Consider the following 26217-nt stretch of genomic DNA (forward strand, 5'->3'; position numbering starts at 1 on the left):
GCATCTAGGCTGCTGTCCGGGCGTGATGCCATTGATCCAGTAAGGCGAATAGGGTAGCGCCTAGGGCCAGCCCGAGTCCTGCCATACAGGTCATGCTCCAGCCCCCATGATGCCAGGCATAAACCCCTAAGGCTGAACCACAGGCACCGCCAATAAAATACAGGGTCATATACAGTGAATTGACCCGTGATTTGGCATCGGGGCGCAGGCGGAAAATCACATTCTGATTACAGCTATGCGTAATCGCCAACCCCAGATTAATCAGTCCATAGCCCAGAATATAGCTCAGCAGCGATACCGCACCAAAATATAGGAACAGCCAGCTCCCAATCAGGATCGAACAGCCAATCCAGCTCAAGGTTTTGATATGGCCCCGATCGGCCCATTTACCAATGAATTGAGTCGACAATGCGCCAAAGACGCCGACCAGTGTCACTAGACCGACCATGACATCAGACAGCTGGAAAGGTTCTTGGGTCAGCAGCAGGGCAATGGTCGAGAACAGCATGCTCATGGCGGCAAAAGCACAAGCACCGGTAAGAGAGCGCAAGACCAATCGTGGTTCATGTTTTAATAAGCTCGCCATAGATTTGAAAATCGCTGCATAGCTGATTCTTAGGCGTGGCAGACTCGGTAATTTTCCTCGCAGATAAAAACTTAAAGCCAGCATGCTGATGCCACTGACGATATAGATCATTTTCCAGTGAAACAGGTCGGACAATAATCCCGCAATACTGGTCGAGAGCAGAATACCGACCAGCAAGCCGCTCATCAGGAAACCCACTACTTCTCCAGTTTTTTCCGGTTTGACTGCCATGGTGGCCAAGGGAATCAGAATCTGTGCAGCCACGGAAAACAGTCCGGCAATGATGGTGCCAACCCACAGCATCGGCAGGTTTATCGCACTGGCACAAATAAATAAACCTGCAGCTGCACCCAGCATGAGAAAGGGAATCAGCTTGGTTTTATTCAGCATATCGCCCAAAGGTACAATAAACAGCAGGCCTAATGCATAAGAGATTTGAGCAAAGGTAACGGTGAGTGCCACTTGTGATTCCGGCACCTGATAATATTGCTGAATCGATGAAATCAGTGGCTGGCAATAATAGTTGGCGCCGGCACATAAACCACAGGCAATCGCCATCAGCCATAATAAGGGCTTGTTTTGACTGATATCGAGGGGCGTGTTCATAGCAGCAACCTTATCTAAGCCGAGGAGAATTTAAAACAAGCAGCGCATTGATGCAGGAATGAAAGGCACTATAAGTGAGAACTTTAGGCTTTAAAAGTAGAAAAATATTACAATGACTCAATGAAAAGATCTTAGATCGCAAGGACTACACAAGACTTGAATTAGAAAACCAGTCAGGAATGATCAGGTTGCCAGATTTTTGATCAATAGCTGGCTTTATTACAACGCATAGGACAAAGAAAGAACGGAAAATCCCCTGAAAATGAAAAAAATTAAATAATGGCTCTCATTTTATGCGCAGATATGGTGCATAAACTTTATTTTAGTCACTTATTCGGTTTATGACATTAATATAATAAATGGTCAGCAAGATTTTTGTTCCTCTTGGTCTGATCATTTTAGAGATAATTGATCCTTAGACCCACAGATCTCGTTGTGTCACATCCATCAATTCAACCCTAGCTCGATGGGTGTTAAATCATAACTAAATTGAATAAAAGGTATTACTTTACAGATCAGATAGCTTATCGGGAATAAGTTCTTTATTTGTCAATAAAGTCAAATTTAGAAAACTTGGAAAGCTAAAGTGCCGCTGTCCTTAGCAGAGAGACCTATTCAGAAACGGGTAGCCTAAAGAACCAAAACAGGAATTTTGGTCAGAAAGATCAATGTAACAAAAGAAATCTCAAGTAGGCGGCTTATCAGCCGAGCGCATTTTCAGGTTTTCATTCAGGTAAATGAATATCGTTTATAAAATAATCAAATATAAATATTTGGCGTATGTAAGCCACGCACCAGTACAGCAACATTTTTATGAATCATCAGTTCAATATATAGGCATTTATTAAATAAATAGTAGGTAGTAATTTCAAACAGTTTGATTAGAATCCAAAAATTCAACAAGAACACATCCTGAGGGGAAGCATCGTTTAAGCGATGTTTACTTAAGAAAAATTAGCTTGAGGAACGCTCATGCAGATCGGAATTCCAGCCGAAACTGTTGTCGGTGAAAATCGCGTCGCTGCGACGCCAGAGACAGTAAAGAAATTGATCAGCGCAGGACATAGCGTGATTATCGAACGTAGTGCAGGGCTTAAAGCTGCCTATATCGATAGTGCCTATGAACAAGTTGGTGCCAAAATTACGGATGATGCCTACACCGGCAGTCAATTGATTTTAAAAGTTCGTGCACCGAAAGGTGAGGAAATTCAAAAACTCAATCCGAACACCGCCATCGTAGCGATGTTTGATCCTTACCGTAATACTGAGCTTGACCAATTTGCGGCACAGAACGTGTCTGCATTTGCATTGGAACTTTTGCCACGGACCTTGTCTCGTGCGCAGAATATGGATGTCTTGTCTTCTCAAGCCAACCTTGCAGGATACAAGTCAGTCCTTCTGGCTGCGGCTGAATACCAGCGCATGTTCCCGATGCTAATGACGGCTGCGGGGACGGTCAAACCGGCCCGTGTGGTGATCATGGGCGTCGGGGTCGCGGGTCTGCAAGCCATTGCCACTGCAAAACGCTTAGGCGCTATTGTGGAAGCCACAGACTTGCGTCCAACAGCAAAAGACCAAGTGGAATCATTGGGCGGTAAATGGCTGGACGTGCCGATGTCTGCCGAAGAGCAGCAAAAAGCGGCGGATGCGGCCAAGAATGGTTATGGCTGGATGCCGGGTGAGGAATACATCCGCGATCAGGCTGCCATTGTGGATAAAGCCGTATCAAATGCTGACATTGTGATTACCACAGCGCTTTTACCCGGCCGTGATGCACCGCGTTTAATCCGTGCTGAAACAGTTGCGAAAATGAAACCGGGTTCAGTCATTTTAGATATGGCAGTGGAATCTGGCGGTAACGTTGAAGGTTCGAAATGCGGTGAAACCGTGCATACCGGCAATGGTGTCAAAATTCTCGGTATTCCCAATATTCCTTCGACAGTCTCGACTGAAGCATCGGCTTTATATGCACGTAACGTGTTTAATTTTGTCGAAACGCTGTTTGATGCCGACAAGAATTTTGTCCTGAATCCAGAAGAAGAAATTCAAAAAGCCCTACTTGTCACTCATGCCGGCCAAGTGCTGCTAAAACGTGGTTAAGGAGAAGACTCATGGTTGAAACAATTACGATTTTTGTCCTTGCCATTTTCGTAGGTTACTACGTGGTGTGGGGTGTAACACCAGCATTGCATACGCCGTTGATGGCGGTCACCAATGCCTTGTCATCGATCATTATTGTCGGTGCAATGATCCAGACTGTTGGTCTGCCGGTGATCGGTGTTGAAGGCAGCGTGGATTTCCAGACCATTAACGTGGTGAGCGTACTTGGCGCGATTGCGGTGTTCCTGGCGAGCATTAACATTTTCGGTGGCTTTGCCGTGACTGCACGTATGCTGGAAATGTTTAAACCTAAGCAAAAGAAAAAAGAGGGTTAATCCATGGAAATGATTCGAGAATATGCGGATTGGTTCTACCTGATTGGTGCCGTTCTTTTTATCCTGACGCTACGTGGTTTATCAGGTCCTAAAACTGCAATCCAAGGTAACCGTTACGGTATGATCGCCATGGCGATTGCAGTATTGACCACCTTCTTTGTTGCAGATAATCCTGTGGTGTGGATGATTGTGGGCGCAATGGTAGCAGGTGCGGTGGTGGGTATTGCCCGTGCGCGTACTGTCCCTATGACCCAAATGCCAGAAACTGTGGCGCTGATGCACTCATTGGTGGGTCTGGCTGCGGTCTTGATTGCGATTGCTGCAATTATTCATAACAACAAACTGATTGAACTCGGTCCAGACCTTTTGGCGGCCAATGGCGTCAATTTCCATGAAATGAGCCGTGTTCATTTATTTGAACTGTTCGTGGGTTGTTTTGTCGGTGCAATTACCTTTACAGCATCAGTCTTTGCTTATGGAAAACTGGCTGCGAAGAAATGGGCAAAAACCATTTCTGGCGCATGGGTAAAACCTGTTCAGGCCATCATCTTTATTGCCATGTTGGTGTTTGGTTTCATGTTCTTCTCAACAGGGAATATGACCGCATTCTGGGCAATGACAGCACTTGCACTGGTCTTTGGCTGGGTATGGATTGCACCTGTCGGCGGTGGTGATATGCCGGTGGTGGTCTCGCTACTCAACTCATTCTCTGGTTGGGCTGCAGCCGGGATTGGTTTCACGCTTGAAAACAACATGCTGATTGTGGCAGGTTCACTGGTCGGTTCTTCAGGTGCGATTCTGTCTTATATCATGTGTAAAGCCATGAACCGTTCAATCATCAACGTTCTGTTTGGTGGCGCAATGGGCGGTACAGCTGCGCCGACAGCAGGTGCGGGTGAGCAGGTACAACGTAACCACCGTTCTGGTTCAGCAGATGATGCGGGCTTCCTCATGTCAAATGCGGACAGCGTGGTGATTGTACCGGGTTATGGAATGGCGCAAGGTCGTGCACAGAATGCGGTCAAAGAACTTGCGAACATCTTAAAAGAGCAGGGCGTAACCGTACGTTTTGCAATTCATCCGGTGGCAGGTCGTATGCCAGGTCATATGAACGTATTGCTGGCTGAAGCTGATGTGCCGTATGAAGATATTTTAGAGATGGATGAGATCAACTCTGACTTCCCGGCAACGGATGTGGTGCTGGTGATTGGTGCAAACGACGTTGTCAACCCGGCAGCCAAAGATGATCCAACATCGCCGATTTATGGCATGCCGATTCTGGAAGCGCATAAAGCACGTACTATTATGGTAATCAAACGTTCAATGGCGACCGGTTATGCAGGTCTGGACAATGACTTGTTCTATAACGACAAGACCATGATGATCTTCGGTGATGCCAAGAAAGTGGTGGAAGATATGACCAAAGCGATTAATGGTACGGGTCACTAATCATTTAAATCCCCCTAAGTCCCCCTTTAATAAAGGGGGATTTTTTATTTTATATTTTGGAAAAAAGATGATTGAGCGGTCATCGAACGTCTATGTTTATGATGAATTTATCCTAAAATACCCATCAAATCGGTGCATAAGACAAGATGAAAATTAAAGAAAAATAGCTGTAGCTTGAGTTGTATTAATGCTTATAAAGTCCGATGAACAGGCAATAAAAAAGCGACCTACACAGGTCGCTTTTTTGAATATTTGATTTTACGCTACAGAGTTTGTATCTGCAGGATTGCGCCATAAGCTTTCTAGATCATAGAATTTACGCGCTGTTGGAAGCATACAATGAACCACTACATAACCGAGGTCGATGAGGATCCATTCAGCATCACGTTCGCCTTCAATACCAAGCGGACGGAAGCCAGCTTTACGTGCTTCTTCAGCAACGTTATTGGCCAGTGATTTGATATGACGTGTCGATGTGCCGCTTGCAATGACCATAGCATCAGCCACATTACTGATACCGCTGACATCAAGCTCAACAATTTCTTTTGCTTTTACATCTTCAAGTGCAGCATGTACGACTTTTAAGCAGTCCTGTACAGCTTGAGAATTTGAATTCATAGTAAGATCGTGAGAATTAGAAGCGCTGGGCGATGGTTCTAAATTCATGGGGTGTGTAATTTCCTAACAATTATGCATGGTCTAATATAGCGGTTTTAGTGCTGAATTTCAAATGAAGCCGCAGTCCACTCAGTCATGCTCCGGAAAGAATTCGGCTTTCCAGACAAAGGAGTCATTGGAATGCTGCATCGGCTTATATTCGGCAGCGACATAAGCTTGATATTGACTATGTTTTAACCACTGAAATATATCATGATATTGAATGGACGCCGTATTGGGTTGATGTCGTCCCGGACAATCCGCAAACTGGATATGACCAATCAGGTGAATATTTTCTTTTAAATTTTCCAGTACATCTTCGCCCATCATCGCCATGTGATAGCAGTCATACTGCATTTTTAAGGCCGGATGATTGACTGCTTCCAGCATTTCCTGAGCTTGTGCAACATTTTGAATCAAAAAACGTGGCATATCGGTGCCATTGACCATTTCAAAGACCGGTTCAATTTGATGCTCGAGCAGCATTGAACAGGCCATTTTCAGATTACTTGCCAGCGTATTCAGGCAGGGCAACAGGTCACAATCCAGAGGCTGTTTGCCTGCCAGAATATTGACCCGAGGTACATTTAAGGCCGTGGCATACTGGATGGCTTGTTCAACAGCATGACGGAACTCGATTTCCCGCCCCGGGATACCGGCCAGGCCATGGCCGCCCTGCATTAAATCACCGGCAGGCACATTAATCAGGCATAAGTTCAGTTGATGGATGCTGAGCTGATTTTGAATCTGGCCAATCGTTAATTCATAAGGAAACTGGATTTCGACATGATTAAAGCCCTGTGCTCGAGCCAGTGCGAAGCGTTCGATGAGTGGCACTTCGGTAAAAATCATCGACAGGTTAACGGCGAGTTTAATCATGTATTTTCCTTATATATTCAGGGTATTACAAAAGTAAAAATTATGCGTGCTTGAGCTGTTGAATCACAGTGGCCAGATCGGCCTCGGCAAAGCCCTGGGCCTGATGGATTTGCAGCTGTGATAAGGCCTGAGTCGCGACCGGAACATCCAGGTCAAAGCTTTGGGCCAGTTGCACGGCATTGTTCAGATCTTTAGATAAGGTCTGCACTTTCCATTGCACCGGTTCGAAAGTTTGTGTGGCCATACGTGGCGCCAGAATCTGGAAAGGTTTGGAATCGGCAAAACCACCCGCCAAGGCAGGTGCCAGTAGGCGTGTATCTACACCTGCAAGGCCCGCCAATGCCACTGCTTCCGCGATCAGGGTACTATTGGCTGCGACAATGAGCTGATTACAAATTTTGGTCGCCTGACCAGTACCGGTGTCGCCCATACGGGTAACGCGCTGTGAAAGTGCTGCATAAATTGGGTCAAGATGTTCAATCATTGTGGCATCACCACCGGCAAAAATCACCAGACTGCCTTGTTCAGCACCTGCGGTACCGCCTGAAACTGGGGAGTCAATCCAGTTCACCTGTCTGGTCTGTGCTTGTGCTGCAAGCGCGTGGGTTTGCTGCACCGAAAGGCTGGAAAAATCCACAATGATTTGATCGGCAACCAAATACGGCACGATCTGCTCAAAGACCGATTGCACCGCCTGATCATCTGCCAAGCAAGTCAAAATCACTGGATAATCCGCAATCTGATTCAAAGACAGCGCAGTTGCACCCAAGTCGATTAAGGGATGGCAAGCCGCCGAGGTACGGTTCCATACCGCGACCTGAAAACCTGCCTGTAGTAGACGGGTCGCCATCCGGCGTCCCATCAGGCCCATACCCAAAAAGGCAATCTTAGTATCGCGATTTAACTGCATGCTTTTTCTTATTCCTTGCTTGGACTCTAACTCGATTTAGTTATATTGGCGTGGCACGAACTGGACTTCCGGATTCTTGTCCTTTTTGCGAGCCAGCTGACTGTTTTTACCTAGCAATAATTTGAGCTGCCAGATTTTTTCCATACGTAAAGATTTATTTGGGCGATGCTGCATGGCATCCAGTACAAACTTAGAGGCCATCAGGGCATCCGGAGAGCGTTGCAGCATTTCCTCAGCCAATGCTTGTGCGCGTGCCAGTGGTTCTTGATCCACATGGGTAACCAGACCAATCTCTTTGGCATAGGCACCGTCAAAAATCCGGGCAGTCAAGGTCAGCTCTTTGGCCAGATCAATCCCAATCAGGCCTTTCAGCGAACGGCTGAGTCCCATATCTGGTACCAGTCCCCAACGGGTTTCCATAATCGACATTTTGGTATCAGGATGTGCAATACGGATATCTGCGGCCAGAGCAAGCTGCATACCAGCGCCAAAACAGAAGCCCTGCATCGCAGCGATCACCGGCACCGGTAATTCCTGCCAGACCAGAAAGGCTTTCTGGAACAGGCTCTGACCCGGACGGATTAACTCCCAGGCCGCATAGGCACGATTTTTAGGATTATTTAAATCGGCCAGATCAATGCCGGCACTAAACACCTGCGCTTCACCGGTTAAAATGACGCAACGGATACTTTTATCTTTTTTGATTTTCTGCGCAGTCGCAACCAGTTCACGCAGCAGGGCAAAGCTCATGGCATTGCGTTTATCCGGGCGATTCAGTGTAACTGTGGCAATGCCGTTATTTTTTTCCAAGCGCACGAGTGACATGGCATTCTTCCTTATTTTTCCTGAGCCGAGCATAGCATGCGGCCTATGAGCTTGCATGACAGCTCAGTCATACTTTCTAAGTCACGGACTGAGCAGCTTCAAGTTTTAATTCAAATGTTGTTTCAGAATTTGCTGGGCGGCCTGTTCAACTTGTTCGACCACGGCTTTAAGTTCATCAAAATGTTTCAGCACGTCTTGAACAAAGTTTTCGTCGGCCTTGCGACGTTCTTTGCGCAGGGTTGAAACGAACTGTTCAAATCTGCCCGTGACTTTCTGTAAAGTTGGTGCGCCGACATAGCGGGTTGCACCATATAAACGATGCAAGACATGTTCCAGTTGCGGGAAATCTTCCAGCTCAATTAACTGCTGCATTTCAGTGAGTTCATCGGCAAAACTGTCGACCAGCATGCGCAACAGGTCTACTGCCAGATCTTCCTTATTGGCTGCCAGTTGCAGGCTTTGCTGCCAGTCCAGAATATTCGGATCCAGTGCATCAATCACATGGGCGCGTTCCAGCACTGGAAGCCGTTTAAAATGTTCGGTGGTCCAGTGGGTCAGAATCTGCACAATCTGCTCGATCTGGATCGGCTTGGTGACATAATCATCCATGCCATTTTGCAGCAGCTTATGTTTTTCATCCGACAGCGCATGTGCAGTCAGGGCAATAATCGGCAGTCGGTTATGGTTTTCAAAGGTCGATTCCAGTGAGCGAATCGCACGTGTGGTATCAATTCCCGACATCACCGGCATCTGAATATCCATAAAGACCAGATCAAAAGCCGGCTGTTTCTGCTCATAACGGCGCTGGATGATATCAATCGCTTCCTGTCCGCTCAGGGCTTTGCTGGTGGTGACATTCAGTTCAGCGAGTAATGCTTCCAAAACAATCAGGTTGGGTAAATGATCATCGACGGCCAGAATATGCAGGCCCTGACCATTAAAGTCTTCATGCTGTTCCTGATCGAAGACCGGTTGATTGCCCAGCAGCTGAATCAAGGCACTGCGGCTGAGTGGCTGATGCAGAGCACGGGCACGATGGTCGTTCAGCATGCTTGGATCGAGTTGCATCTGATAACCATATACGGCCAAATGACCCTGATAACGCGAACGGATCTCGCGTAACAGGACTTCGCTGTCGCCACTATGATCGACGATGAGCCAGGTGTTTTCAGAGTTCTGTAGATGATTCAGGCGGCTAAACAGATCCAGAATCGATGCGCATTCAATATGCTTGACCTGATAATTTTCCAGATAATGACGCAAGACGTTCGCGGTTGCCGGATGGGCCAGATAAGACACCACCGTCAATTCATTGAAATCTGGATGATCAATTACAGTATCTTCATCGACCAGGAATTGTGCAGTAAACCAGAAAGTCGAGCCTTTTTCGGTTGGGGCACGTTCCTGATTATCTTCAAAACCAATCTGGCCATGCATCAGGCTGACCAGCTGTTTGGAAATGGCCAGCCCCAGTCCTGTACCGCCAAACTGACGGGTGACCGAAGTATCGCCCTGTGAGAAAGATTCAAACAACTTCTTACGATCGGTACCACTCAGGCCAATGCCGCTGTCCTGTACACTAAAATGCAAGACACATCGATCGATCCCCTCATGTTCCATACGTGCCCGCACGATGATTTCGCCATCCGGCGTGAATTTGATCGCATTGGAAATCAGGTTGGTCAGAATCTGCTTAAAGCGTAGCGCATCGCCAATCACATGTTTCGGTACGCTGTCTGCGTAGTAGAAAGCCATATCAATATGTTTTTGTGCCGCCAGTGGCGAGAGCATGTCCATCACATCAAAAATGGCTTCTTCCAGATCGAAAGCTGCGGTTTCCAATTCCAGTTTGCCGGCATCAATTTTGGAAAAATCCAGCACATCATTAATCAGCGCCAGTAAATGTGCGGAAGATTTACGAATGGTCTGCAAATATAGACTTTGCTCATTGCTGAGATTGCCCTGACGCAAGAGCAGATGAATAAAGCCATCAATACTGTTGAGCGGGGTACGCAGTTCATGGGAAATATTGGCCAGAAACACCGACTTGGCCTGGTTGGCTGAAATCGCCTGGTCACGTGCCTGACGGTAAGTAATATTCTGTACTTCGAGCGTATCTAAAGTACGACGTAAATCATCTTCAGTCTGTTCAGTATGTTCGCGCAGTTCCAGAAAACTAAAATGCAGACGTTTTACCACATTGGCAATATCCCGTTGTAGTAAACGCAGCTCTCCGGTGCTGTTAATCACCATATGCTGGCCGAGGGTATCGGCATTCAGGCGTTGCAACTGCATGCGAATTTCATACATCGGTGCAATCCAGCGCCGTGAGTAAAAGTTCAGACAGAGTAATAACAATAATAAGGTTAATAGACCCGTTGCAATCAATACGATCAATACCCGGTAGCGGGCAATGGCCAGCGGCTGATTATCCAGTTCAATTGCCAGCCAGCCTTTAGAGAAACTGTTTTCATTCACTTTAATGGCATAAATATGATTGTCTTTATACAGAATCGGGCCAATAAAGTTACCGATTTTATCAAAATCGGGCCAAGCGGCCTGTTCCTGAAAGCCGATACCTAAACGATTCTTGCCACTGTCATCCAGAATGGCTGCCCGAACCAGATGCTTTTCATTGAGCATATTCTGCATGGCATTGTGGGCCTGATCATATTGCCAGGGATACAGGCTTAAAATATCCAGTGCATACTCAGACGTGCCTTGAAAACGCGTCATAATGGCAATCGCCATCTGCTTTTGCTGGGCACGTGCGGCATTCGAGGTTTCAGTCAACACCAGCATCGCGCCAACACAGGCCAAAATAGTAATCGGCACAAAAATCAGCGCAATCAACTGTCCATAGGCGTGATTTAAGTGTAGGCGTTTAAACAGCTTTTTATTGATCGTTGACATGATTTAAGCAGTATTTTCTTTATGTCTGGCATATTAGCATGCTTTAAATCGACAGTTAAAATTTAAGCATTATTTTTATAAGGGTTCAGATCAACCTTTAAAAATACAAGAGATTTCAGTTAAATGATTGTTGAAATACAGTGAAAAGCGGGCGATGAAGACTTCAGTCGTCTGAAAATCCGGGGCTGAAAATAACGCTTTTATATTCACAGCTGAGCTGCTTGATCTTGCTAAATCACAGGAAAATGAAGTTTATAGCGGGATACTGAGTCCGTTTTAGAGAGTTTCCTGAAAAAGCAGTGCTAAATGGATGCAGGGAAAAGCATTTTTTCATACAATAGCCGCACCTCGATATAGGTGCACACAATGAGTAATACCACCCCCGATTTTCAAGCAGATGAATTTTTGTTAGACCACTATGTCGGCAAAACGCCACTGGTGCGTTTACAGCGTCTGGCAAGTCACACTCAAGCTACAGTACTCGCGAAACTCGAAGGCAATAATCCGGCAGGATCGGTCAAAGACCGTCCGGCCTATAATATGATCATGCAGGCCGAGAAGCGTGGACAGATCAAGCCGGGTGATACCCTGATTGAAGCAACGAGCGGAAATACGGGGATTGCATTGGCGATGGTCGCAGCGATGCGTGGCTATAAAATGAAGCTGATCATGCCGAACAATATGAGTCAGGAACGTAAGGATGCGATGCGTGCTTATGGTGCCGAGCTGATTGAAGTCACCAAAGAACAAGGCATGGAAGGTGCACGTGATCTGGCCGCTCAAATGCAAAATGATGGCGTGGGTCTGGTACTGAATCAGTTTGGCAATCCGGACAATGTCGAAGCACATTATTTGACCACAGGGCCTGAAATCTGGCAGCAAACCGGTGGCAAGATTACCCACTTTGTCAGTTCTATGGGTACCACCGGCACTATTATGGGTGTCTCGAAATATCTGAAGGAAATGAATCCGGAGATTCAGATCGTGGGTTTACAGCCATCTGATGGTTCAAGCATTGCCGGAATCCGTCGCTGGCCGGAAGAATATCTGCCGACCATTTTTGACCGCAGTCGCGTGGATCGTATTATTGATATTCCACAAATTGAAGCTGAAAAAACCATGCGCAAGCTGGCGCAGAAAGAAGGCATCAGTGCTGGTACTTCGTCTGGTGGTGCGGTGTGGGCTTCCATCAAATTGGCGGAAGAACATCCGGATGCCGTCATTGTGTGTATTATTTGTGACCGTGGTGACCGTTACTTGTCTACAGGGTTATTCTCTGTGCAAGATTCTGAATAATTATTTGAGCACTGTGTTATGCGCCTGCCTGTTTTAACTTTCGATATTGAAACCCAAACCGATCTCAAATCAGGCGCGCATTTATTTGGTCTGGACTTGCCTGAAGCAGATCTGGATCAGGCCCTGACCAAACTGCGCCGTCAGGATTCAGGCTCTGATTTTCAGCGTCCGCCCTTGCATGAAATTGTCTGTATTTCCGGTTTATGGATCGATGAGCAGGGCATGAAGCTGTTTTCTTTTAGCCGGGAACAGCATTCTGAAGCGGAAATTTTAAGAAAATTCTTATCGATTTTTGATAAGCGTCATCCGACGCTGGTCAGCTGGAATGGTTCACAGTTTGATTTACCGGTGATTTTATACCGTGCCATGTATCATGGACTCTCTGCACCGAGTCTATTCGATCAGGGCGAAATTGACACGCAAAAGCGTTATAATAACTACCAGAATCGTTACCATCATCGTCATGTCGACTTAATGGATGTGATGGCCATGTTCCATGCGCGTCATTTCCAGAAGCTGGACGATGTTGCACATTTGCTGGGTTATCCGGGTAAACGCGGTGACGGGGCCTATCGGGTTCCTGAATATGTCCGCAATCAGCAATGGACCGAACTGACCTCTTATTGTGAAGGCGATGTGCTGAATACCTGGCTGGTCTATATCCGCTGGCTGTTGTTAAAAGGACAGCTGTTATTGCCGGATTATCAGCATTTGCTGCACAGTACGATTCAATATTTGCATACCCAACCGCAGCATGCGGACTTTTTATCGGTTTGGCGTGAAACGTCACAAAGAACTGACTTTACCCGTTTTGATTTTCCAACTCCCACATCCTAGGTTTTCATGAAGCATCGAGCACACACACGTCCTACCCAGCAACCCGAGTACATTTTTCAGGTTGAGTCACTTTCGCATGAGGGACGTGGCATCGCTCATTATGGTTCACACCCGGATCATCCACCGCATAAACACGGCAAGAAAGTCTTTATCCGTTATGCCTTGCCCGGTGAAACCGTGCGTGCTCGCATTACCCGTGAAGTTAAAAAACTGGAAGAAGCTGACAGTCTTGAATTACTCAGCGAAGCTTCCGAAATTCGCGTCAAGCCGATCTGTGCACATTTTGGGGTCTGTGGCGGCTGTAATATGCAGCATATCGCAGCCGATGCACAGATTGAACTAAAACAGAATGTGCTGAAATCGCATTTACAGCATTTTGCTGGCATCCAGCCTGTGCAGTGGCTTGCACCGCTACGTTCCGAGCGTGAAGATTATCGCCGTAAAGCCCGGATCGGAGTGCGTTATCTGCCGGCTAAAGACACATTGGTGGTGGGTTTTCGTGAGAATCAAAGCAATAAATTAACCTCGATTGATCGCTGCATGATTCTGGATCGTGAATTTGGATCGCTTACAAGCCTTAAACAATTGCTGCAAAGTCTCAATGGCAAGGCTGACATTGGTCATATAGAATTGGCCATGGGGGATCAGGATATTGCCTTACTGGTGCGTGAAACTGCAAAATTATCAGTGGCTGATGTCAACCAATTGCGCGAATTTACGTTACAGAAAGGCTGGCAACTGTATGTGCAGCCTGCCGGCAAAGATACACTCTCGCGAATTGATGCTCCAGATGCCGCGGCGCGCTTGCACTATAGTCTTGATGACTTTGATGTGAAATTCGGTTTTAATCCTGTGGACTTCACTCAGGTGAATTCGACTATCAATCCGCAAATGGTAGCGCTGGCATGTAATTTGCTACAGCTGCAACAGGGTGAGCGGGTTCTGGATCTATTTTGTGGATTAGGAAATTTTTCTCTAGCACTGGCACGCTGTGTAGGCACATCTGGTCAGGTGATTGCAGTGGAAGGGAGTGAAGAAATGGTGCAACGCGGTGCGGAAAATGCCAAAAATAATGGTATTGCCCAAGTTGCTTTTTATTCACAAGATTTAACCAAAGATTTCTCGCACCAGACTTGGGCAAATCAAGGTTTTGATGCATTATTGATTGACCCGCCACGTGCTGGCGCAGAAGAAGTCATGCATTATCTTCCTCAGTTTGGCGCAAAAAGAATCGTTTATGTGTCATGTAATCCTGCGACACTCGCAAGAGATGCAGGGCTCTTGGTACAACAGGGTTATCGCCTCACTCAAGCCGGAGTGATGGATATGTTCACGCATACTGGGCATGTTGAATCGATTGCATTGTTCGAAAAAGAAAATTAAATGAACGATTGAAGAAATGATGTATTTACAAGTAGGAGAAGGGTATGGTCACAGTACGTGAGCAACTCCCTGGACGACTCAATGAGTTGTCACAGGAGACGACTGTAGAACATGCCGAACAAGCACACCACGATCTGACTGAGTGGTTGGATCGGGTTCGTGGCATATTAGATGGGGCACCTTTACAGCAGCTCGAAGAAGTCGCCCACTTAACATTAGAAAGAGAGCTGCAAAGTACGGTTCAGCATCGTTCCAATACCTTTTATACCGGTATTGAGATGGCGGATATTTTGGCACATCTGCATGTCGATGAAGATACCCTGTCCGCGGCCATGCTCTATCGTTCGGTGCGTGAAGGCGTCATGCCACTGACTGAAGTGTTAGAGAAGTTTGGCGAGCAAGTGCATAGCCTGGTCAAGGGCACGCTGGCCATGGGTAAACTGTCTGAACTGATCGAAAAGAATAAACGTCTGGAAGACCATTTCGATAATAATCAGCGTGAACATCTGTCCGGCATTTATAAAATGCTGATTTCAGTGACCGAAGACGTGCGTGTGGTTCTGGTGAAGTTGGCAGAGCGTACCTATGCCTTGCGTGAGCTGACCAATTCCTCGCGTGAGCGTCAGGAACGGGTTGCCCGAGAAATTCTGACGATCTACTCACCACTGGCGCACCGTTTAGGCATCGCCCAGTTAAAGTGGGAACTGGAAGACTTGGCCTTCCGTTATCTTGCGCCAGAACGTTATAAAGAAATTGCTTCTTTACTGAATGAAAAACGTTTAGAACGAGAGCAATATATTCAATTCGTGATTGATAAATTACGCAATGAATTGTCTGAATATGGCATCGAAGCTGAAATTAACGGACGCGTAAAACACATTTATTCGATTTATCGAAAAATGAAAAGCAAGAGCCTGAGTTTTGACCAGCTCTATGATATTCGTGCCTTAAGGGTATTGGTCAAGAGCGTACCGGAGTGTTACCACAGTTTAGGGATTGTACATCAGATCTGGCGACATATTCCGCATCAGTTTGATGACTATATCACCAATCCAAAAGCCAATGGCTATCGTTCCCTGCATACGGCTGTAATTGCCGAGAACAAATCACTTGAAGTGCAGATTCGTACTTACAGCATGCATGAAGAAGCAGAGCTGGGGGTGTGTTCGCACTTTAATTATAAAGAAGGCTCGAAAACCACCGATCATTCTTTTAATCATCGTTTGCATTCTTTACGCGCAGTTCTCGAGCATTATCAGGAACGCAATGAGTCCAGTGCACATAAAGAAGCAGAAGATGAAATCGAAAACTTCGAACATATTCAAGACTTCGAAGGCTTCGAAAAAATTTATGTGTTTAGTCGTGATGGTGATATCAAAGAGTTGCCGCGTGATTCAACTGTGCTCGACTTTGCTTATCATGTGCATACCGAAGTTGGTAACAAATGCTATGCCGCGCGTGTCAATCAGCGCTATGTGCCACTGACCTATACCCTGAAAACCGGGGAACAGGTCGAGATTCTGACCAAAAAAGACCGTGAGCCGAATCGGGACTGGCTGGTTAACTCTCTGGGTTATATCAAGACTGCACGTGCGCGCGACAAGTTGCGCCACTGGTTCCGTCAACAGGACCGCAGTAAAAACCTGGAAGTCGGCCGTGAAGTGCTGAATAAAGAATTGTCACGTCTGGCGATTCATCCAAAATCGATCGATTTGAGTGATTATTGCAATCATTTTAATGTCAAAACTGGTGATGACATTCTGGTGAATCTGGTCAATGGTGATATCAGCCTGCATGCCTTGATTAATCAGGTGAATCGTCATATGCATCTGGATCAGGATGAACCTGAGCTGGTGCTGAAGCCAGCGCTGAATCCGCGTGCCAGTCATACCCTGTCAGCGCACGGTATTCTGATTGACGGGCTGGATAACGTAGAGCTGCATGTCGCGCAATGTTGCCAACCGGTGCATGGTGAGTCGATCGCTGGCTATATCACCCTGAATCGTGGGGTAAGCATTCATAAGGTGGCTTGTCCGGACTATGTGCGCATGATCACCCAAGAGCCTGAACGTGCGGTAGAAGCCGACTGGGAAATGCAGCCAACACGTGGCCAGAGCGTACAGATTGTGGTGGAAGCCTATGATCGACGTGGTCTGCTCAAAGATCTGACGCAAGTGATTTTTTCCGACCAGATCAATATCCGTCAGGTCAATACTATTTCGGAAGCGGACGGTATTGCCAATATGAAGCTATTGATTGAAGTTAAAGGTCTGGCGCAACTTTCCAAACTGCTGGCGCGTCTTGAACAGCAGCCGGGCATTATCAGCGCCCGCCGTCTGGTACAGGGCACTTAATTCTTTATTTCTAAGCTGAAGAAAGCCTGCAATTCAATTGTGGGCTTTTTTATTGTAAGGTATTTGAACAAAATGGATAAAAACAGATCAACAGACCGATATGAGTGCGCCAGAAATATTTGAACGAAGACGACATCATCTGACAAAAGTGATTGATCAGCTGATTGACACCCAGCAATTTAAAACCGGCAAAGAGATCTGCGAGCATTTTGGCTTGTCTGCTGCTTATATCGCGCAGTTACTGAATAGCAAACGCCAGATCGGAGAGAAGGTGGCAAGGGAACTGGAACAGCAACTTGGCTTAGCTCATTTAATTCTGGATCAGACGGTCGAACCGAAGATTGAACTTGCTACAGCTATAGAACAGGTCGCTTTATTTCAGATGCAGGTGGTACAGCAGCAGGCCTTTAAACTCAATCCCATAGATTCTATGGTTTCGTTCAATCAAGATATTTTTCATCTGCAAGCACAGCATTATGCGATTCAGGTGGCAGAGCACTATTATTTTCCCATTCTGAAACCGGACTGGTGGCTGGTTTGTGATAAAGAGTTGCCAGTTTTTGGGATGTGCTGTGTGTATCTGGTCAACGGCTTGCAGCTCATTTTAGAAGAGTTGGGCGAAGCTCAGGATGTTTATGAATTTCGAAGTCTGGATGAAAATCGGAAAGTCATTTTCCAAAAAACAGATATTGAAAAAATCCATCCAGTGATTGCGATTCTGCCGGCTACTTCAACATTCAAACAGCAGAAATAATTCAGCCCATCCTAGGACGGGCTGAACGATGAAAATGAGATCTCAGATTAGGGAATCTGGTTTTCGTCTTCAAATTCTGGCTTGACTTGCACGATAAAGTCCTGACGGTTTAAACCACGCCAAAGTGCAAATCCAGTCCCGATATAGATTGAAGAATAAGTACCGACAAAAACGCCGACAAACATCGCAATCGAGAACCATTTCAGGCCATCACCACCCATGAGCATCATTGCAACAACAACCAGCAATAGCGTCATAGAGGTATGAATGGTACGGCGTAAGGTTTCGGTCAGGGCAATGTTAATCACTTCAAGCGGTTCTGCACCCCGAATCTTACGGAAGTTCTCACGGATACGGTCAGAGACCACGATATTATCGTTCAGTGAGAAACCAATGATCGCAAGGAGTGCCGCAAGTACCGTCAGGTCAAATGGCCACTGCGTCATGGCAAAAATCCCGAGGGTCACCACGATGTCATGGAATAGCGACAGTACTGCACCGATCGCCAGTTTGAGCTCAAAGCGGATGGTGACATAGACCAGCATCAGCAAGAGTGCCAGTGCCACCGCGCCACCAGAGCGGACATACAGCTCATTACCCACCTGTCCGCCGACTACATCAAGCTTCGGTACCTCTGCCGCATTATTTGGCAGCTGAACCGCTGCTGTGACCGCTTTAGTCAGGTCTTCAGCTTCAATGTCTTCCTGAACGGGCATACGTACCATCAGGTCGCGTTCTGAACCTAAAGTCTGCACCACGGCATCGTTGAAGCCAGCCTGGCTCAGTGCCTTGGAAACATCCTCCGGTTTGACCGGATTGGTATAGTTCAGCTCGGCTGCCACACCACCGGTAAAGTCCAGACCCAGGTTCAGACCTTTAGTGGCAATAAAGAACAGACTCGCAACCGTTAAGAAGATAGACAACAATGCCGCAGGCAAAGCAATCTTCATAAACGGAATGACGCGTTCGTCTTCAGGGCGACCATACTGTTTCTGATTCAGTTGAGTATTTTCAGTCATCATCGATCTCCTTAAATGCTCAACTTTTTCAAGTTACGTTTTTTGCCATAAATGATCTGTACCACGGCACGGGTTACTGTAATTGCAGTAAACATCGAGCAGATGATACCAATCATCAGGGTCACGGCAAAGCCTTTGATCGGACCTGTACCAATCGCGAACAGAATGAATGCAACCAGGAAGGTGGTGAGGTTCGAGTCGAAAATGGTGTTATAGGCTCGATCATAACCCGCCACAATCGCCTGTTTCGGCGAGGCACCCCATTTCATCTCTTCCCGTATTCTTTCACAGATCAGTACGTTGGCATCTACCGCCATACCGATGGTAATCACGATACCGGCAATCCCAGGAAGGGTCAGAGAAGCCCCAATCCATGACATGACGGTAAGAAGCATGGCCAGGTTAAAGACCAGAGCAAAGTTGGCAATCACACCAAACAGACGGAAGAATACCACCATCCAGATCGCCACCAGAATGAAGCCGATTTGCGTTGAAAGTACCCCTTTGTCGATGTTTTCCTGACCCAGACTTGGACCAATCACACGTTCTTCGACAAAGTACATTGGTGCAGCCAAAGCACCTGCACGTAGCATCAAGGCAAGTTCAGCAGCTTCCTGCGGAGAATCCAGACCAGTAATACGGAACTGAGAGCCGAGTACTGCCTGAATAGTTGCAGCATTAATCACGACAGATTCAGTATATGGGGTGCGAACTTCAGTTTGAGTGCCGGTCGCAGGGTCTTCCACATAGCTAATGCGCTGTTTGTTTTCGATGAACAGTACCGCCATACGTTTGCCAACCGCATTACGGGTCGCATCCGACATCAGTTTGCCGCCTGCGCTGTCTAGCGTAATGTTGACTTCAGCACCGCCGGTGTCCTGACTAAAGCCAGAAGATGCATTCTGAACACGTTCACCAGTCAAGATCCGGTTGCGGTTCAAAAGCAGCTGACGACCACTGTCCAGGGATTCATAAGCGAATACTTCTGTACCTGGTGGCAATGTGCCAGTCGCCTGACCGGTATATGGATCAATATATTGATCATTCAGATCAGAAACCAGACGAAACTCGAGGTTCGCAGTACGACCCAAGACACGTTTTGCTTCTGCAGTATCCTGTACACCCGGCAATTCAACCACAATACGGTTGCTGCCCTGGGTTTGCACCAGTGCTTCTGCCACACCCAATTCGTTAATACGGTTACGTAACGTGGTCAAGTTCTGGTTGACTGCATAAGACTCGATTTCTTGCTTACGTACATCAGTATAAGTCAAACGTAAAGTCGAGCCGGTATCAGTCGCAACAGCCTGCTGGGTAAACTCATTGCCATTACGGCGCAAGAAGTCCATCGCTGCAGCACGATCATCGTTGCTGGCAAACTGCACCACAATGGTGTTGCTGCTTAAGTTCAGGCTATTAAATTTCAGGTTGTTATCACGCAACTGACGACGTAGGTCTGTCGCAGAGGTTTCCATGCGCTGCGCAATCGCTTTGTCCATGTCCACTTCAAGCAGGAAGTGAACACCGCCACGTAAATCCAGACCCAGCTTCATTGGCTTGGCACCAATTTTTTGTAGCCATTCCGGCGTGGTCGGGGCAAGGTTCAATGCAACCACGTAATCATCACCTAATCCGCGACGTAAAGCTTCTTTGGCTTTAAGTTGCAATTCACTTGAATCTACACGTAATAAGGCAGCATTGTTGCTAAAGCTATTGTCATGGGTGGCAATATTTTCAGTTGTTAAAATTTGCTCTGCTTTTTGTACGATGCTTGCATCAATTTGAGTACCGGCTTTGGCACCCGAAATCTGTACAGCAGGTTCATCTGGATACAAACTTGGCAGGGCATATAAGGTACTGATGACTAGTACAACTAGAATCAGTACATATTTCCATGCTGGGTAACGCATTTATTTTCTTCTTAAAATGAAAAAGCCGTGCAAGGGCACGACTATTTTTGATTAAAGGTTATTTAAAGTGCCTTCAGGAAGGACTGAAATCACACTCGCACGCTGAACTTTAACTTCTACGCCACGGTTCAATTCAACCACTGCGAAGTCACCTTCAATCTTGGTGATTTTGCCCATTAATCCGCCTGCAAAAACGACTTCACTGCCAACACCAAGGCTTTCAACCAAAGCACGATGTTCTTTGGCACGTTTAGATTGAGGGCGCCAGATCAAAAAATAGAAGATTGCAATAAAAACCGCAATCATCAAAAGGTTCGCCATCATGCTGGGTTGTTGTGCAGCTTCACCTGCAGCGTGAGCAGTCGAAATAAAAAGGCTCATTACATTTTCCTAAAATAAAAAAACTGGTGATCAACTTGATAATAAATTGACATATTCTTGCAATTTACATTGTCTTTTTCCTCAGCGCAAATGCTGATGGATTAATCTTGCGGGCAAGGGGGTACTTCCAGGCCACGACGGGCATAAAAGTCCTGCACAAACGCATCAAATGTACCGTTGTCCAAGGCATCACGCATGGATTCAGTCAAGCGCAGGTAATAACGCAAGTTATGAATGGTACCGAGCATCGAACCGAGCATTTCTCCACATTTTTCGAGGTGGAATAAATAAGCACGAGTGAAGTTGGTACAGGTATAGCAATCGCAATGTGGATCAAGCGGGCTTTGATCGTGACGATATTTCGCATTACGGATCCGTACCAGACCATCTGTGACAAAATAATGACCATTACGTGCATTTCGGGTTGGCATCACGCAGTCAAACATATCGACACCACGGCGCACCGCTTCCACAATATCTTCCGGCTTGCCGACACCCATCAAATAGCGCGGTTTATCTGCCGGCATTTGTTCTGGAAGATAATCCAGTACCTTGATCATTTCCTCTTTAGGCTCGCCAACGGACAGACCGCCAATCGCGTAACCATCAAAATCAATATCAAGCAGGCCCTTTAACGATTCTTCACGTAAGTCTTCATACATGCCACCCTGAATAATCCCAAACAGTGCATTACGGTTTTTCAGAACCTCATGATGTTGGGTTTTACAGCGTTTCGCCCAGCGCAAAGACAGTTGCAAGGATTTTTGCGCTTCTTCATGCGTCGCAGGGTAGGGCGTACATTCATCAAAAATCATCACAATGTCAGAGTTCAGCGTGTGCTGAATGTCCATTGAAATTTCAGGCGATAAAAATACTTTTGAACCATCGATGGGTGAGCGGAAGGTGACACCTTCTTCTTTAATTTTACGCATTGCGCCCAGACTGAACACCTGGAAGCCGCCGGAATCGGTCAAAATGGGATTATTCCACTTCATAAATTCGTGCAGGCCACCATGTTCACGAATCACATCGAGTCCTGGACGTAAATACAAATGGAAGGTATTGCCCAAAATGACTTGAGACTTGATCTCTTTAATATCACGCGGCAACAGGCCTTTCACCGTACCGTAAGTGCCGACAGGCATAAACATCGGGGTTTCAACCACACCATGTTCAAGCGTTAAACGACCACGACGGGCGCGACCCGACTGACCTAATTTTTCAAACTTCATAGGAGTTCCACATCCAGGCGAAAAAACAGTTCGCTGCTAGTTCATAGCTAAAGGGCGCTATTTTCCTTGATTCTTACGCTAAACGCCAGCATTGTAGAGCATTCGCTCTGTAATTTTATTTATCGTTGAATAAATGCAAGATCAGGTGAAATAGTCGAATTTGCAGAAAACTGTTGCAAGCGCTGCTGGATATCTTCCCGGCTAAGAGCACAGCTGCCATCCGGCTCAGAGGCCATGGCAGCGATATGCTGGATCAGTTTCTGGATATAGATATTGCTGTCGATAAAGTAGGATTCCAAGGTCAGCAAATGGGCATCTTGCGCCACTTGCAGATAATCATAAGGCTCCATCACCAGCATTTGTTCCAGATCAATCAGAATGTCCTTGTCATTTTGCGAGAGTTTTAATCGCTTGCTGATTTCAGAAAAAGGCTGGGCATGTCGGGAGACTAAAAAGTTTTGCAATAAGGCGCTTTCTGGGTTGAGTTCCAGTGTAGATCGGCGCTCAAATTCGACTTGGTTTGGCAGGCTCAGGAAAAAAAGTATATTGCCCAGATCCAGACCATAGGCTTCGGAGAGGCGGTATTTGGTCTGTTTAAACGTGTGCAGTAATAAGTCCAGATGTGTTGTGTGGAGCTGTTGCTGTCCCAATAGCGGATGACCAAAACTATGCTGGGTTTTAAAATAATCGGCCAGCAAAGTTTTGAACGGGATCAGTCCAGAGTCGGGCGCAGCTTGTGCCCGATAACGCCATTTTGGGACATTCCAGCGATCTTGTTCAGCCAGATATTGCCGCTGATCTTCCGGATCTTTAAAAATACTGCATTCAGTCGAAATGGCCAGATCATCCAGCAGTAAAAATTCGTCAAAGACCAGACTACAGGCATAGATTCCATCGTCCTGATAATGGTCATAAAGCTGATAAAATTCCTCGACCAGCGTCTGCTCTAAGCACTCTACATAATTCAGCATAATTTTTATTCTTTATTTTATTGGTTTTATAAAGGTGTAGCTTCATCCTGGGTCATTTTATTATAAGTTGAGTACGCCAGGATGAGAAAGTCGATCAGATGAGATAGTTGCTCAGTGAAAATTTGGACGATAGTCAAAACTCTGGGTTGCGCTCTGATCGCGAAAAGGGCGAACTGCTTTTTTTCCTAACAGCATATTATTAATCACATTGTGTGGGAAAATCTGGATCTGGTTATTGAACAGTTCCACATTGCGATTATAAATGGTAATTGCCGCACCGACATTTTCATTCTGTTCTTCAATTTCAGCCATCATTTTCAGATAAATGTCATTGGCTTTTAGCTCGGGATAGTTTTCAACCACTACATTGAGGCTATGCATGAGTTGTTTGTTCAGGCTTTCAATGCGCTGTAACTGAGAAATGTCGGCATCGTTGATATTTAAATTCATGATGTTCTGACGCAGTTCGGTGACTTTTTCCAGTGTGCCTTTTTCAAAAGAAGAATATTGCTCGACCAGCGGCTGCAGCCCATCCAGAATTTTCAGTTTCTGCCGTTCATAACTGGCAACATCCGACCAGGCGCGAATCGTCGCGTTGTGATGACGGACAATACTGTTGCGGATCATAATGATCAGCACAATCAGCGCAATAATGATCAAACATAAAACCAAAAATCCCATGCGAGATCTCCCCAATTCATATTTATATTCTAAAAATATTGATTTAAAAAGCAGTTATTTTAAAAACTGTATTAGATCATGTTGTAACTGTTCGAGTTGTCTTAATTTAAACGTTCTGAGATGGCCGCGCAATGTCGAAATATCATTGATATGACGATGCTTGCTCGACACCTGAAATAAATCATGAGGCCCCAGATAGCAGAGCATCCGATTTTCCGGATGAAACAGTAAATCCCCCTGACGCTGTGCAAAAAAATTGGCTAGACGCAGTACAAAACCCGGACTGAGTAATTTGGCGGTTTGCATCGGATCACTGCCATAAAAGCTTAAGCGTTGATTGGTACGAATATCGCTACTATGCCAGGGATGGCTATAAGGATAATAAAATTTACGTCCAGAAGTCGTGACCGCCAGTCCCTGAATCTGGATATCAAAGACAAACACGCCCCACAGGTCTTTGTGAACCTGCATTAATTTAACCGGCTGCCCTTGCTTGTTGCGAACCTGTACTTCATCAATATAGTGATATTGAAACAGCAGCACCTGATGTTGCTGGCCGTTTTCATCTTCCCATACCGTGCTGGCATAACGTGTAATCTCATTACTCAAAGAACCTTGATTGAATAAGGGAAATAAACGTTTTAAATGTCCAATAAAATGCAGGGGATTTAAAGGAATTGAAATATGCTGTGGCTGTTGCTGAAAGGCAAGCTGATATTTTTTGGCCAGTGCTACATCTTCCAGAAAACCAATAACTTCATCTAGTGGTTGTTGCTGCTCATAGCAAAGATAGGCCCAGAACAGCAGCAGACCGCCCAGAAAAACGCCACTTTGAATCCAGATATTTTCCGGTGCAATAAAAATGCTGACGATGAGCAACAAACCAATACCAGCCAGCGCCAATGGCAGATTATTTTCAAATTTTAGCGTTATCGGGCCATTCCAGGGATGCAATCCATCAAGCAGGTCTTGATGACTCTTGGCTTGACGGCCCAAATCCCACAGCCGGGCGATATTCTGAAGCACCACTGCATTTTTCTTGCGGCGAATATGAATGGACTGTTGTACAGACTCGATCGGCATGGGCAGCTATTCTCGCTATTGTGCCTGATCAATCAGCATGGCATCGCCATAACTGAAGAAGCGATAGTGGCTGTCTACTGCATGCTTGTAGGCATTCAGGATATTGTCACGATTGGATAGGGCAGAAACCAGCATCAGCAGAGTCGATTCCGGTAAATGGAAATTGGTAATCAGACGATCGACCACTTTGAACTGATAACCCGGATAAATGAAAATCTGGGTATCACCGGTCCAGCCTTTCAGCTCACCGCCATTGGCCTGCGCCGCACTTTCTGTGGCACGGGTAGCCGTTGTACCGACAGCAATCACTTTATTGCCACGCGCTTTAGTTGTTTTGATGAGTTCCATCGACTCATCGGACACCTGGCACCATTCGCTGTGCATGATGTGATTTTCAATATCGGTAGTGCGTACTGGTAAGAATGTACCTGCGCCCACATGTAGTGTGACAAAGGTGGTTTGAATTCCTTTGGCTGCTAACTTTTTCAATAAGTCTTTATCGAAATGCAGAGAAGCCGTAGGTGCTGCGACACTGGCCAGCTTGGTTGGATCATTAAACACAGTTTGATAACGTTCGGTATCAATTTCTTCTGCTTCACGGTTGAAATAGGGCGGAATAGGGAGGGCGCCATATTTGTCTAAGACGTCTAAAATCGGCTGTGAAAATTCCACAATAAACAGGTTTTCATGACGACCTTGCACGGTCACTTTTACTGCATCTGGGCCAATAAACAGTTCTGCACCGGCTTTCGGTGAGTTGCTGGCCTTAATATGACAATGTGCAATAAACTGATCCATCATGCGCTCAACCAGTACTTCTACCGCGCCGCCTGAGGCACGTTTGCCTTTTAGACGTGCTTTCATGACTTTGGTGTCGTTCAATACCAGTAAGTCGCCGTCTTCAAGCAAGTCCAGAATATCGGTAAATTGATGGTCGTGATATTGACCGTGTGCATCGAGGTGCAGCAGGCGAGAGGCACTGCGTGTTTCCAGGGGATAGCGAGCAATCAGCTCATCGGGGAGATCAAAATTAAAATCAGAAAGTTGCATGATGAT

Annotated in this window: 22 protein-coding genes; 8 read left to right on the forward strand and 14 right to left on the reverse strand. The window is 46.2% G+C overall.

Features of this window, described 5'->3' with window-relative positions:
• Positions 1 to 4 precede the first annotated feature (4 nt).
• A complete protein-coding gene (locus LOZ91_RS12185) occupies positions 5 to 1192 on the reverse strand; it encodes an MFS transporter (protein ID WP_005098097.1) in 1188 nt (395 codons plus the stop codon).
• Between the two features lie 972 nt (positions 1193 to 2164).
• Here LOZ91_RS12185 and LOZ91_RS12190 point away from each other — a divergent pair.
• From LOZ91_RS12190 to LOZ91_RS12200, 3 genes are read left to right on the forward strand one after another with little or no spacing between them, the layout of a single operon-like run.
• Complete coding sequence (locus LOZ91_RS12190; RefSeq protein WP_180072739.1) at positions 2165 to 3292, forward strand: Re/Si-specific NAD(P)(+) transhydrogenase subunit alpha; 1128 nt, start codon at positions 2165 to 2167, stop codon at positions 3290 to 3292.
• Between the two features lie 11 nt (positions 3293 to 3303).
• Entirely contained in the window at positions 3304 to 3627 is a 324-nt protein-coding gene (locus LOZ91_RS12195) for a proton-translocating transhydrogenase family protein (protein ID WP_004281642.1), read from the forward strand.
• Between the two features lie 3 nt (positions 3628 to 3630).
• The gene (locus tag LOZ91_RS12200; protein WP_005098093.1) at positions 3631 to 5076 is read left to right on the forward strand and encodes an NAD(P)(+) transhydrogenase (Re/Si-specific) subunit beta; all 1446 of its coding nucleotides are present in this window, start codon (positions 3631 to 3633) and stop codon (positions 5074 to 5076) included.
• 258 nt (positions 5077 to 5334) lie between these two features.
• Here the strand turns inward: LOZ91_RS12200 and rsfS are convergent, their stop codons facing one another.
• The 5 genes from rsfS to LOZ91_RS12225 form a co-directional block, all read right to left on the reverse strand.
• Positions 5335 to 5742: a ribosome silencing factor gene (gene rsfS / locus LOZ91_RS12205; RefSeq protein WP_005098092.1), complete on the reverse strand. Its 408-nt coding sequence runs from the start codon at positions 5740 to 5742 to the stop codon at positions 5335 to 5337.
• A gap of 81 nt (positions 5743 to 5823) precedes the next feature.
• Entirely contained in the window at positions 5824 to 6612 is a 789-nt protein-coding gene (locus LOZ91_RS12210; protein WP_100329839.1) for a TIM barrel protein, read from the reverse strand.
• Positions 6613 to 6652: 40 nt separating this feature from the next.
• Positions 6653 to 7522 (reverse strand): NAD(P)-dependent oxidoreductase, encoded by an 870-nt coding sequence (locus LOZ91_RS12215; RefSeq protein WP_005168630.1) that lies wholly within the window; start codon positions 7520 to 7522, stop codon positions 6653 to 6655.
• A 36-nt stretch (positions 7523 to 7558) separates the two neighbouring features.
• Positions 7559 to 8347 (reverse strand): crotonase/enoyl-CoA hydratase family protein, encoded by a 789-nt coding sequence (locus LOZ91_RS12220; protein ID WP_100329837.1) that lies wholly within the window; start codon positions 8345 to 8347, stop codon positions 7559 to 7561.
• A 105-nt stretch (positions 8348 to 8452) separates the two neighbouring features.
• Positions 8453 to 11260, reverse strand: coding sequence for an ATP-binding protein (locus tag LOZ91_RS12225; protein ID WP_244783278.1), 2808 nt, complete (start codon positions 11258 to 11260; stop codon positions 8453 to 8455).
• 366 nt (positions 11261 to 11626) lie between these two features.
• Between LOZ91_RS12225 and cysM the strand changes: the two genes are divergently transcribed.
• The 5 genes from cysM to LOZ91_RS12250 all read left to right on the forward strand — a co-directional run bounded on the left by cysM (position 11627) and on the right by LOZ91_RS12250 (position 17884).
• Positions 11627 to 12556 (forward strand): cysteine synthase CysM, encoded by a 930-nt coding sequence (gene cysM / locus LOZ91_RS12230; protein WP_005168623.1) that lies wholly within the window; start codon positions 11627 to 11629, stop codon positions 12554 to 12556.
• Between the two features lie 18 nt (positions 12557 to 12574).
• Positions 12575 to 13393 carry a 3'-5' exonuclease gene (locus LOZ91_RS12235; protein ID WP_005098085.1) on the forward strand — a complete coding sequence of 273 codons (819 nt, stop codon included), beginning with the start codon at positions 12575 to 12577 and terminating at the stop codon, positions 13391 to 13393.
• A 6-nt stretch (positions 13394 to 13399) separates the two neighbouring features.
• Positions 13400 to 14776, forward strand: coding sequence for a 23S rRNA (uracil(1939)-C(5))-methyltransferase RlmD (rlmD, locus tag LOZ91_RS12240; protein ID WP_005098083.1), 1377 nt, complete (start codon positions 13400 to 13402; stop codon positions 14774 to 14776).
• A gap of 44 nt (positions 14777 to 14820) precedes the next feature.
• Entirely contained in the window at positions 14821 to 17130 is a 2310-nt protein-coding gene (locus LOZ91_RS12245) for a bifunctional (p)ppGpp synthetase/guanosine-3',5'-bis(diphosphate) 3'-pyrophosphohydrolase (protein ID WP_005098082.1), read from the forward strand.
• 100 nt (positions 17131 to 17230) lie between these two features.
• On the forward strand, positions 17231 to 17884 hold the full coding sequence (locus LOZ91_RS12250) for a hypothetical protein (protein WP_159516640.1): 654 nt from the start codon (positions 17231 to 17233) through the stop codon (positions 17882 to 17884).
• A gap of 47 nt (positions 17885 to 17931) precedes the next feature.
• On the opposite strand, the gene secF is transcribed toward LOZ91_RS12250, so the two are convergent.
• From secF to queA, 8 genes are all read right to left on the reverse strand, one after another.
• Positions 17932 to 18906, reverse strand: a complete 975-nt coding sequence (secF, locus tag LOZ91_RS12255; protein ID WP_171255744.1) for a protein translocase subunit SecF — start codon at positions 18904 to 18906, stop codon at positions 17932 to 17934.
• Between the two features lie 8 nt (positions 18907 to 18914).
• The gene (secD, locus tag LOZ91_RS12260; RefSeq protein ID WP_244783279.1) at positions 18915 to 20813 is read right to left on the reverse strand and encodes a protein translocase subunit SecD; all 1899 of its coding nucleotides are present in this window, start codon (positions 20811 to 20813) and stop codon (positions 18915 to 18917) included.
• A 51-nt stretch (positions 20814 to 20864) separates the two neighbouring features.
• A complete protein-coding gene (yajC, locus tag LOZ91_RS12265) occupies positions 20865 to 21194 on the reverse strand; it encodes a preprotein translocase subunit YajC (RefSeq protein WP_005098077.1) in 330 nt (109 codons plus the stop codon).
• Between the two features lie 101 nt (positions 21195 to 21295).
• Positions 21296 to 22426 carry a tRNA guanosine(34) transglycosylase Tgt gene (gene tgt / locus LOZ91_RS12270; protein ID WP_005098076.1) on the reverse strand — a complete coding sequence of 377 codons (1131 nt, stop codon included), beginning with the start codon at positions 22424 to 22426 and terminating at the stop codon, positions 21296 to 21298.
• Between the two features lie 119 nt (positions 22427 to 22545).
• Complete coding sequence (locus LOZ91_RS12275; RefSeq protein WP_100357988.1) at positions 22546 to 23397, reverse strand: DUF4303 domain-containing protein; 852 nt, start codon at positions 23395 to 23397, stop codon at positions 22546 to 22548.
• 111 nt (positions 23398 to 23508) lie between these two features.
• Entirely contained in the window at positions 23509 to 24078 is a 570-nt protein-coding gene (locus LOZ91_RS12280; RefSeq protein ID WP_005098074.1) for a LemA family protein, read from the reverse strand.
• 54 nt (positions 24079 to 24132) lie between these two features.
• Positions 24133 to 25161 (reverse strand): hypothetical protein, encoded by a 1029-nt coding sequence (locus LOZ91_RS12285; RefSeq protein ID WP_244783280.1) that lies wholly within the window; start codon positions 25159 to 25161, stop codon positions 24133 to 24135.
• Between the two features lie 15 nt (positions 25162 to 25176).
• The gene (queA, locus tag LOZ91_RS12290) at positions 25177 to 26211 is read right to left on the reverse strand and encodes a tRNA preQ1(34) S-adenosylmethionine ribosyltransferase-isomerase QueA (RefSeq protein WP_244783281.1); all 1035 of its coding nucleotides are present in this window, start codon (positions 26209 to 26211) and stop codon (positions 25177 to 25179) included.
• Positions 26212 to 26217: the final 6 nt, after the last annotated feature.

Origin of the sequence: Acinetobacter sp. F-1, assembly GCF_022869025.1 — a bacterium.
Classification (GTDB): domain Bacteria; phylum Pseudomonadota; class Gammaproteobacteria; order Pseudomonadales; family Moraxellaceae; genus Acinetobacter; species Acinetobacter pseudolwoffii.

Excerpts from the sequence above, each read along its gene's own strand:
- secD (WP_244783279.1), bottom strand. The coding sequence starts at position 20,813 with ATGCGTTACCCAGCATGGAAATATGTACTGATTCTAGTTGTACTAGTC.
- LOZ91_RS12185 (WP_005098097.1), bottom strand. The coding sequence starts at position 1,192 with ATGAACACGCCCCTCGATATCAGTCAAAACAAGCCCTTATTATGGCTG.
- LOZ91_RS12280 (WP_005098074.1), bottom strand. The coding sequence starts at position 24,078 with ATGGGATTTTTGGTTTTATGTTTGATCATTATTGCGCTGATTGTGCTG.
- secF (WP_171255744.1), bottom strand. The coding sequence starts at position 18,906 with ATGATGACTGAAAATACTCAACTGAATCAGAAACAGTATGGTCGCCCT.
- LOZ91_RS12275 (WP_100357988.1), bottom strand. The coding sequence starts at position 23,397 with ATGCTGAATTATGTAGAGTGCTTAGAGCAGACGCTGGTCGAGGAATTT.
- queA (WP_244783281.1), bottom strand. The coding sequence starts at position 26,211 with ATGCAACTTTCTGATTTTAATTTTGATCTCCCCGATGAGCTGATTGCT.
- LOZ91_RS12200 (WP_005098093.1), top strand. The coding sequence starts at position 3,631 with ATGGAAATGATTCGAGAATATGCGGATTGGTTCTACCTGATTGGTGCC.
- LOZ91_RS12245 (WP_005098082.1), top strand. The coding sequence starts at position 14,821 with ATGGTCACAGTACGTGAGCAACTCCCTGGACGACTCAATGAGTTGTCA.
- LOZ91_RS12190 (WP_180072739.1), top strand. The coding sequence starts at position 2,165 with ATGCAGATCGGAATTCCAGCCGAAACTGTTGTCGGTGAAAATCGCGTC.
- LOZ91_RS12250 (WP_159516640.1), top strand. The coding sequence starts at position 17,231 with ATGAGTGCGCCAGAAATATTTGAACGAAGACGACATCATCTGACAAAA.
- LOZ91_RS12220 (WP_100329837.1), bottom strand. The coding sequence starts at position 8,347 with ATGTCACTCGTGCGCTTGGAAAAAAATAACGGCATTGCCACAGTTACA.
- LOZ91_RS12235 (WP_005098085.1), top strand. The coding sequence starts at position 12,575 with ATGCGCCTGCCTGTTTTAACTTTCGATATTGAAACCCAAACCGATCTC.
- LOZ91_RS12210 (WP_100329839.1), bottom strand. The coding sequence starts at position 6,612 with ATGATTAAACTCGCCGTTAACCTGTCGATGATTTTTACCGAAGTGCCA.
- cysM (WP_005168623.1), top strand. The coding sequence starts at position 11,627 with ATGAGTAATACCACCCCCGATTTTCAAGCAGATGAATTTTTGTTAGAC.
- yajC (WP_005098077.1), bottom strand. The coding sequence starts at position 21,194 with ATGAGCCTTTTTATTTCGACTGCTCACGCTGCAGGTGAAGCTGCACAA.
- LOZ91_RS12225 (WP_244783278.1), bottom strand. The coding sequence starts at position 11,260 with ATGTCAACGATCAATAAAAAGCTGTTTAAACGCCTACACTTAAATCAC.
- LOZ91_RS12195 (WP_004281642.1), top strand. The coding sequence starts at position 3,304 with ATGGTTGAAACAATTACGATTTTTGTCCTTGCCATTTTCGTAGGTTAC.
- LOZ91_RS12285 (WP_244783280.1), bottom strand. The coding sequence starts at position 25,161 with ATGCCGATCGAGTCTGTACAACAGTCCATTCATATTCGCCGCAAGAAA.
- tgt (WP_005098076.1), bottom strand. The coding sequence starts at position 22,426 with ATGAAGTTTGAAAAATTAGGTCAGTCGGGTCGCGCCCGTCGTGGTCGT.
- LOZ91_RS12215 (WP_005168630.1), bottom strand. The coding sequence starts at position 7,522 with ATGCAGTTAAATCGCGATACTAAGATTGCCTTTTTGGGTATGGGCCTG.
- rsfS (WP_005098092.1), bottom strand. The coding sequence starts at position 5,742 with ATGAATTTAGAACCATCGCCCAGCGCTTCTAATTCTCACGATCTTACT.
- rlmD (WP_005098083.1), top strand. The coding sequence starts at position 13,400 with ATGAAGCATCGAGCACACACACGTCCTACCCAGCAACCCGAGTACATT.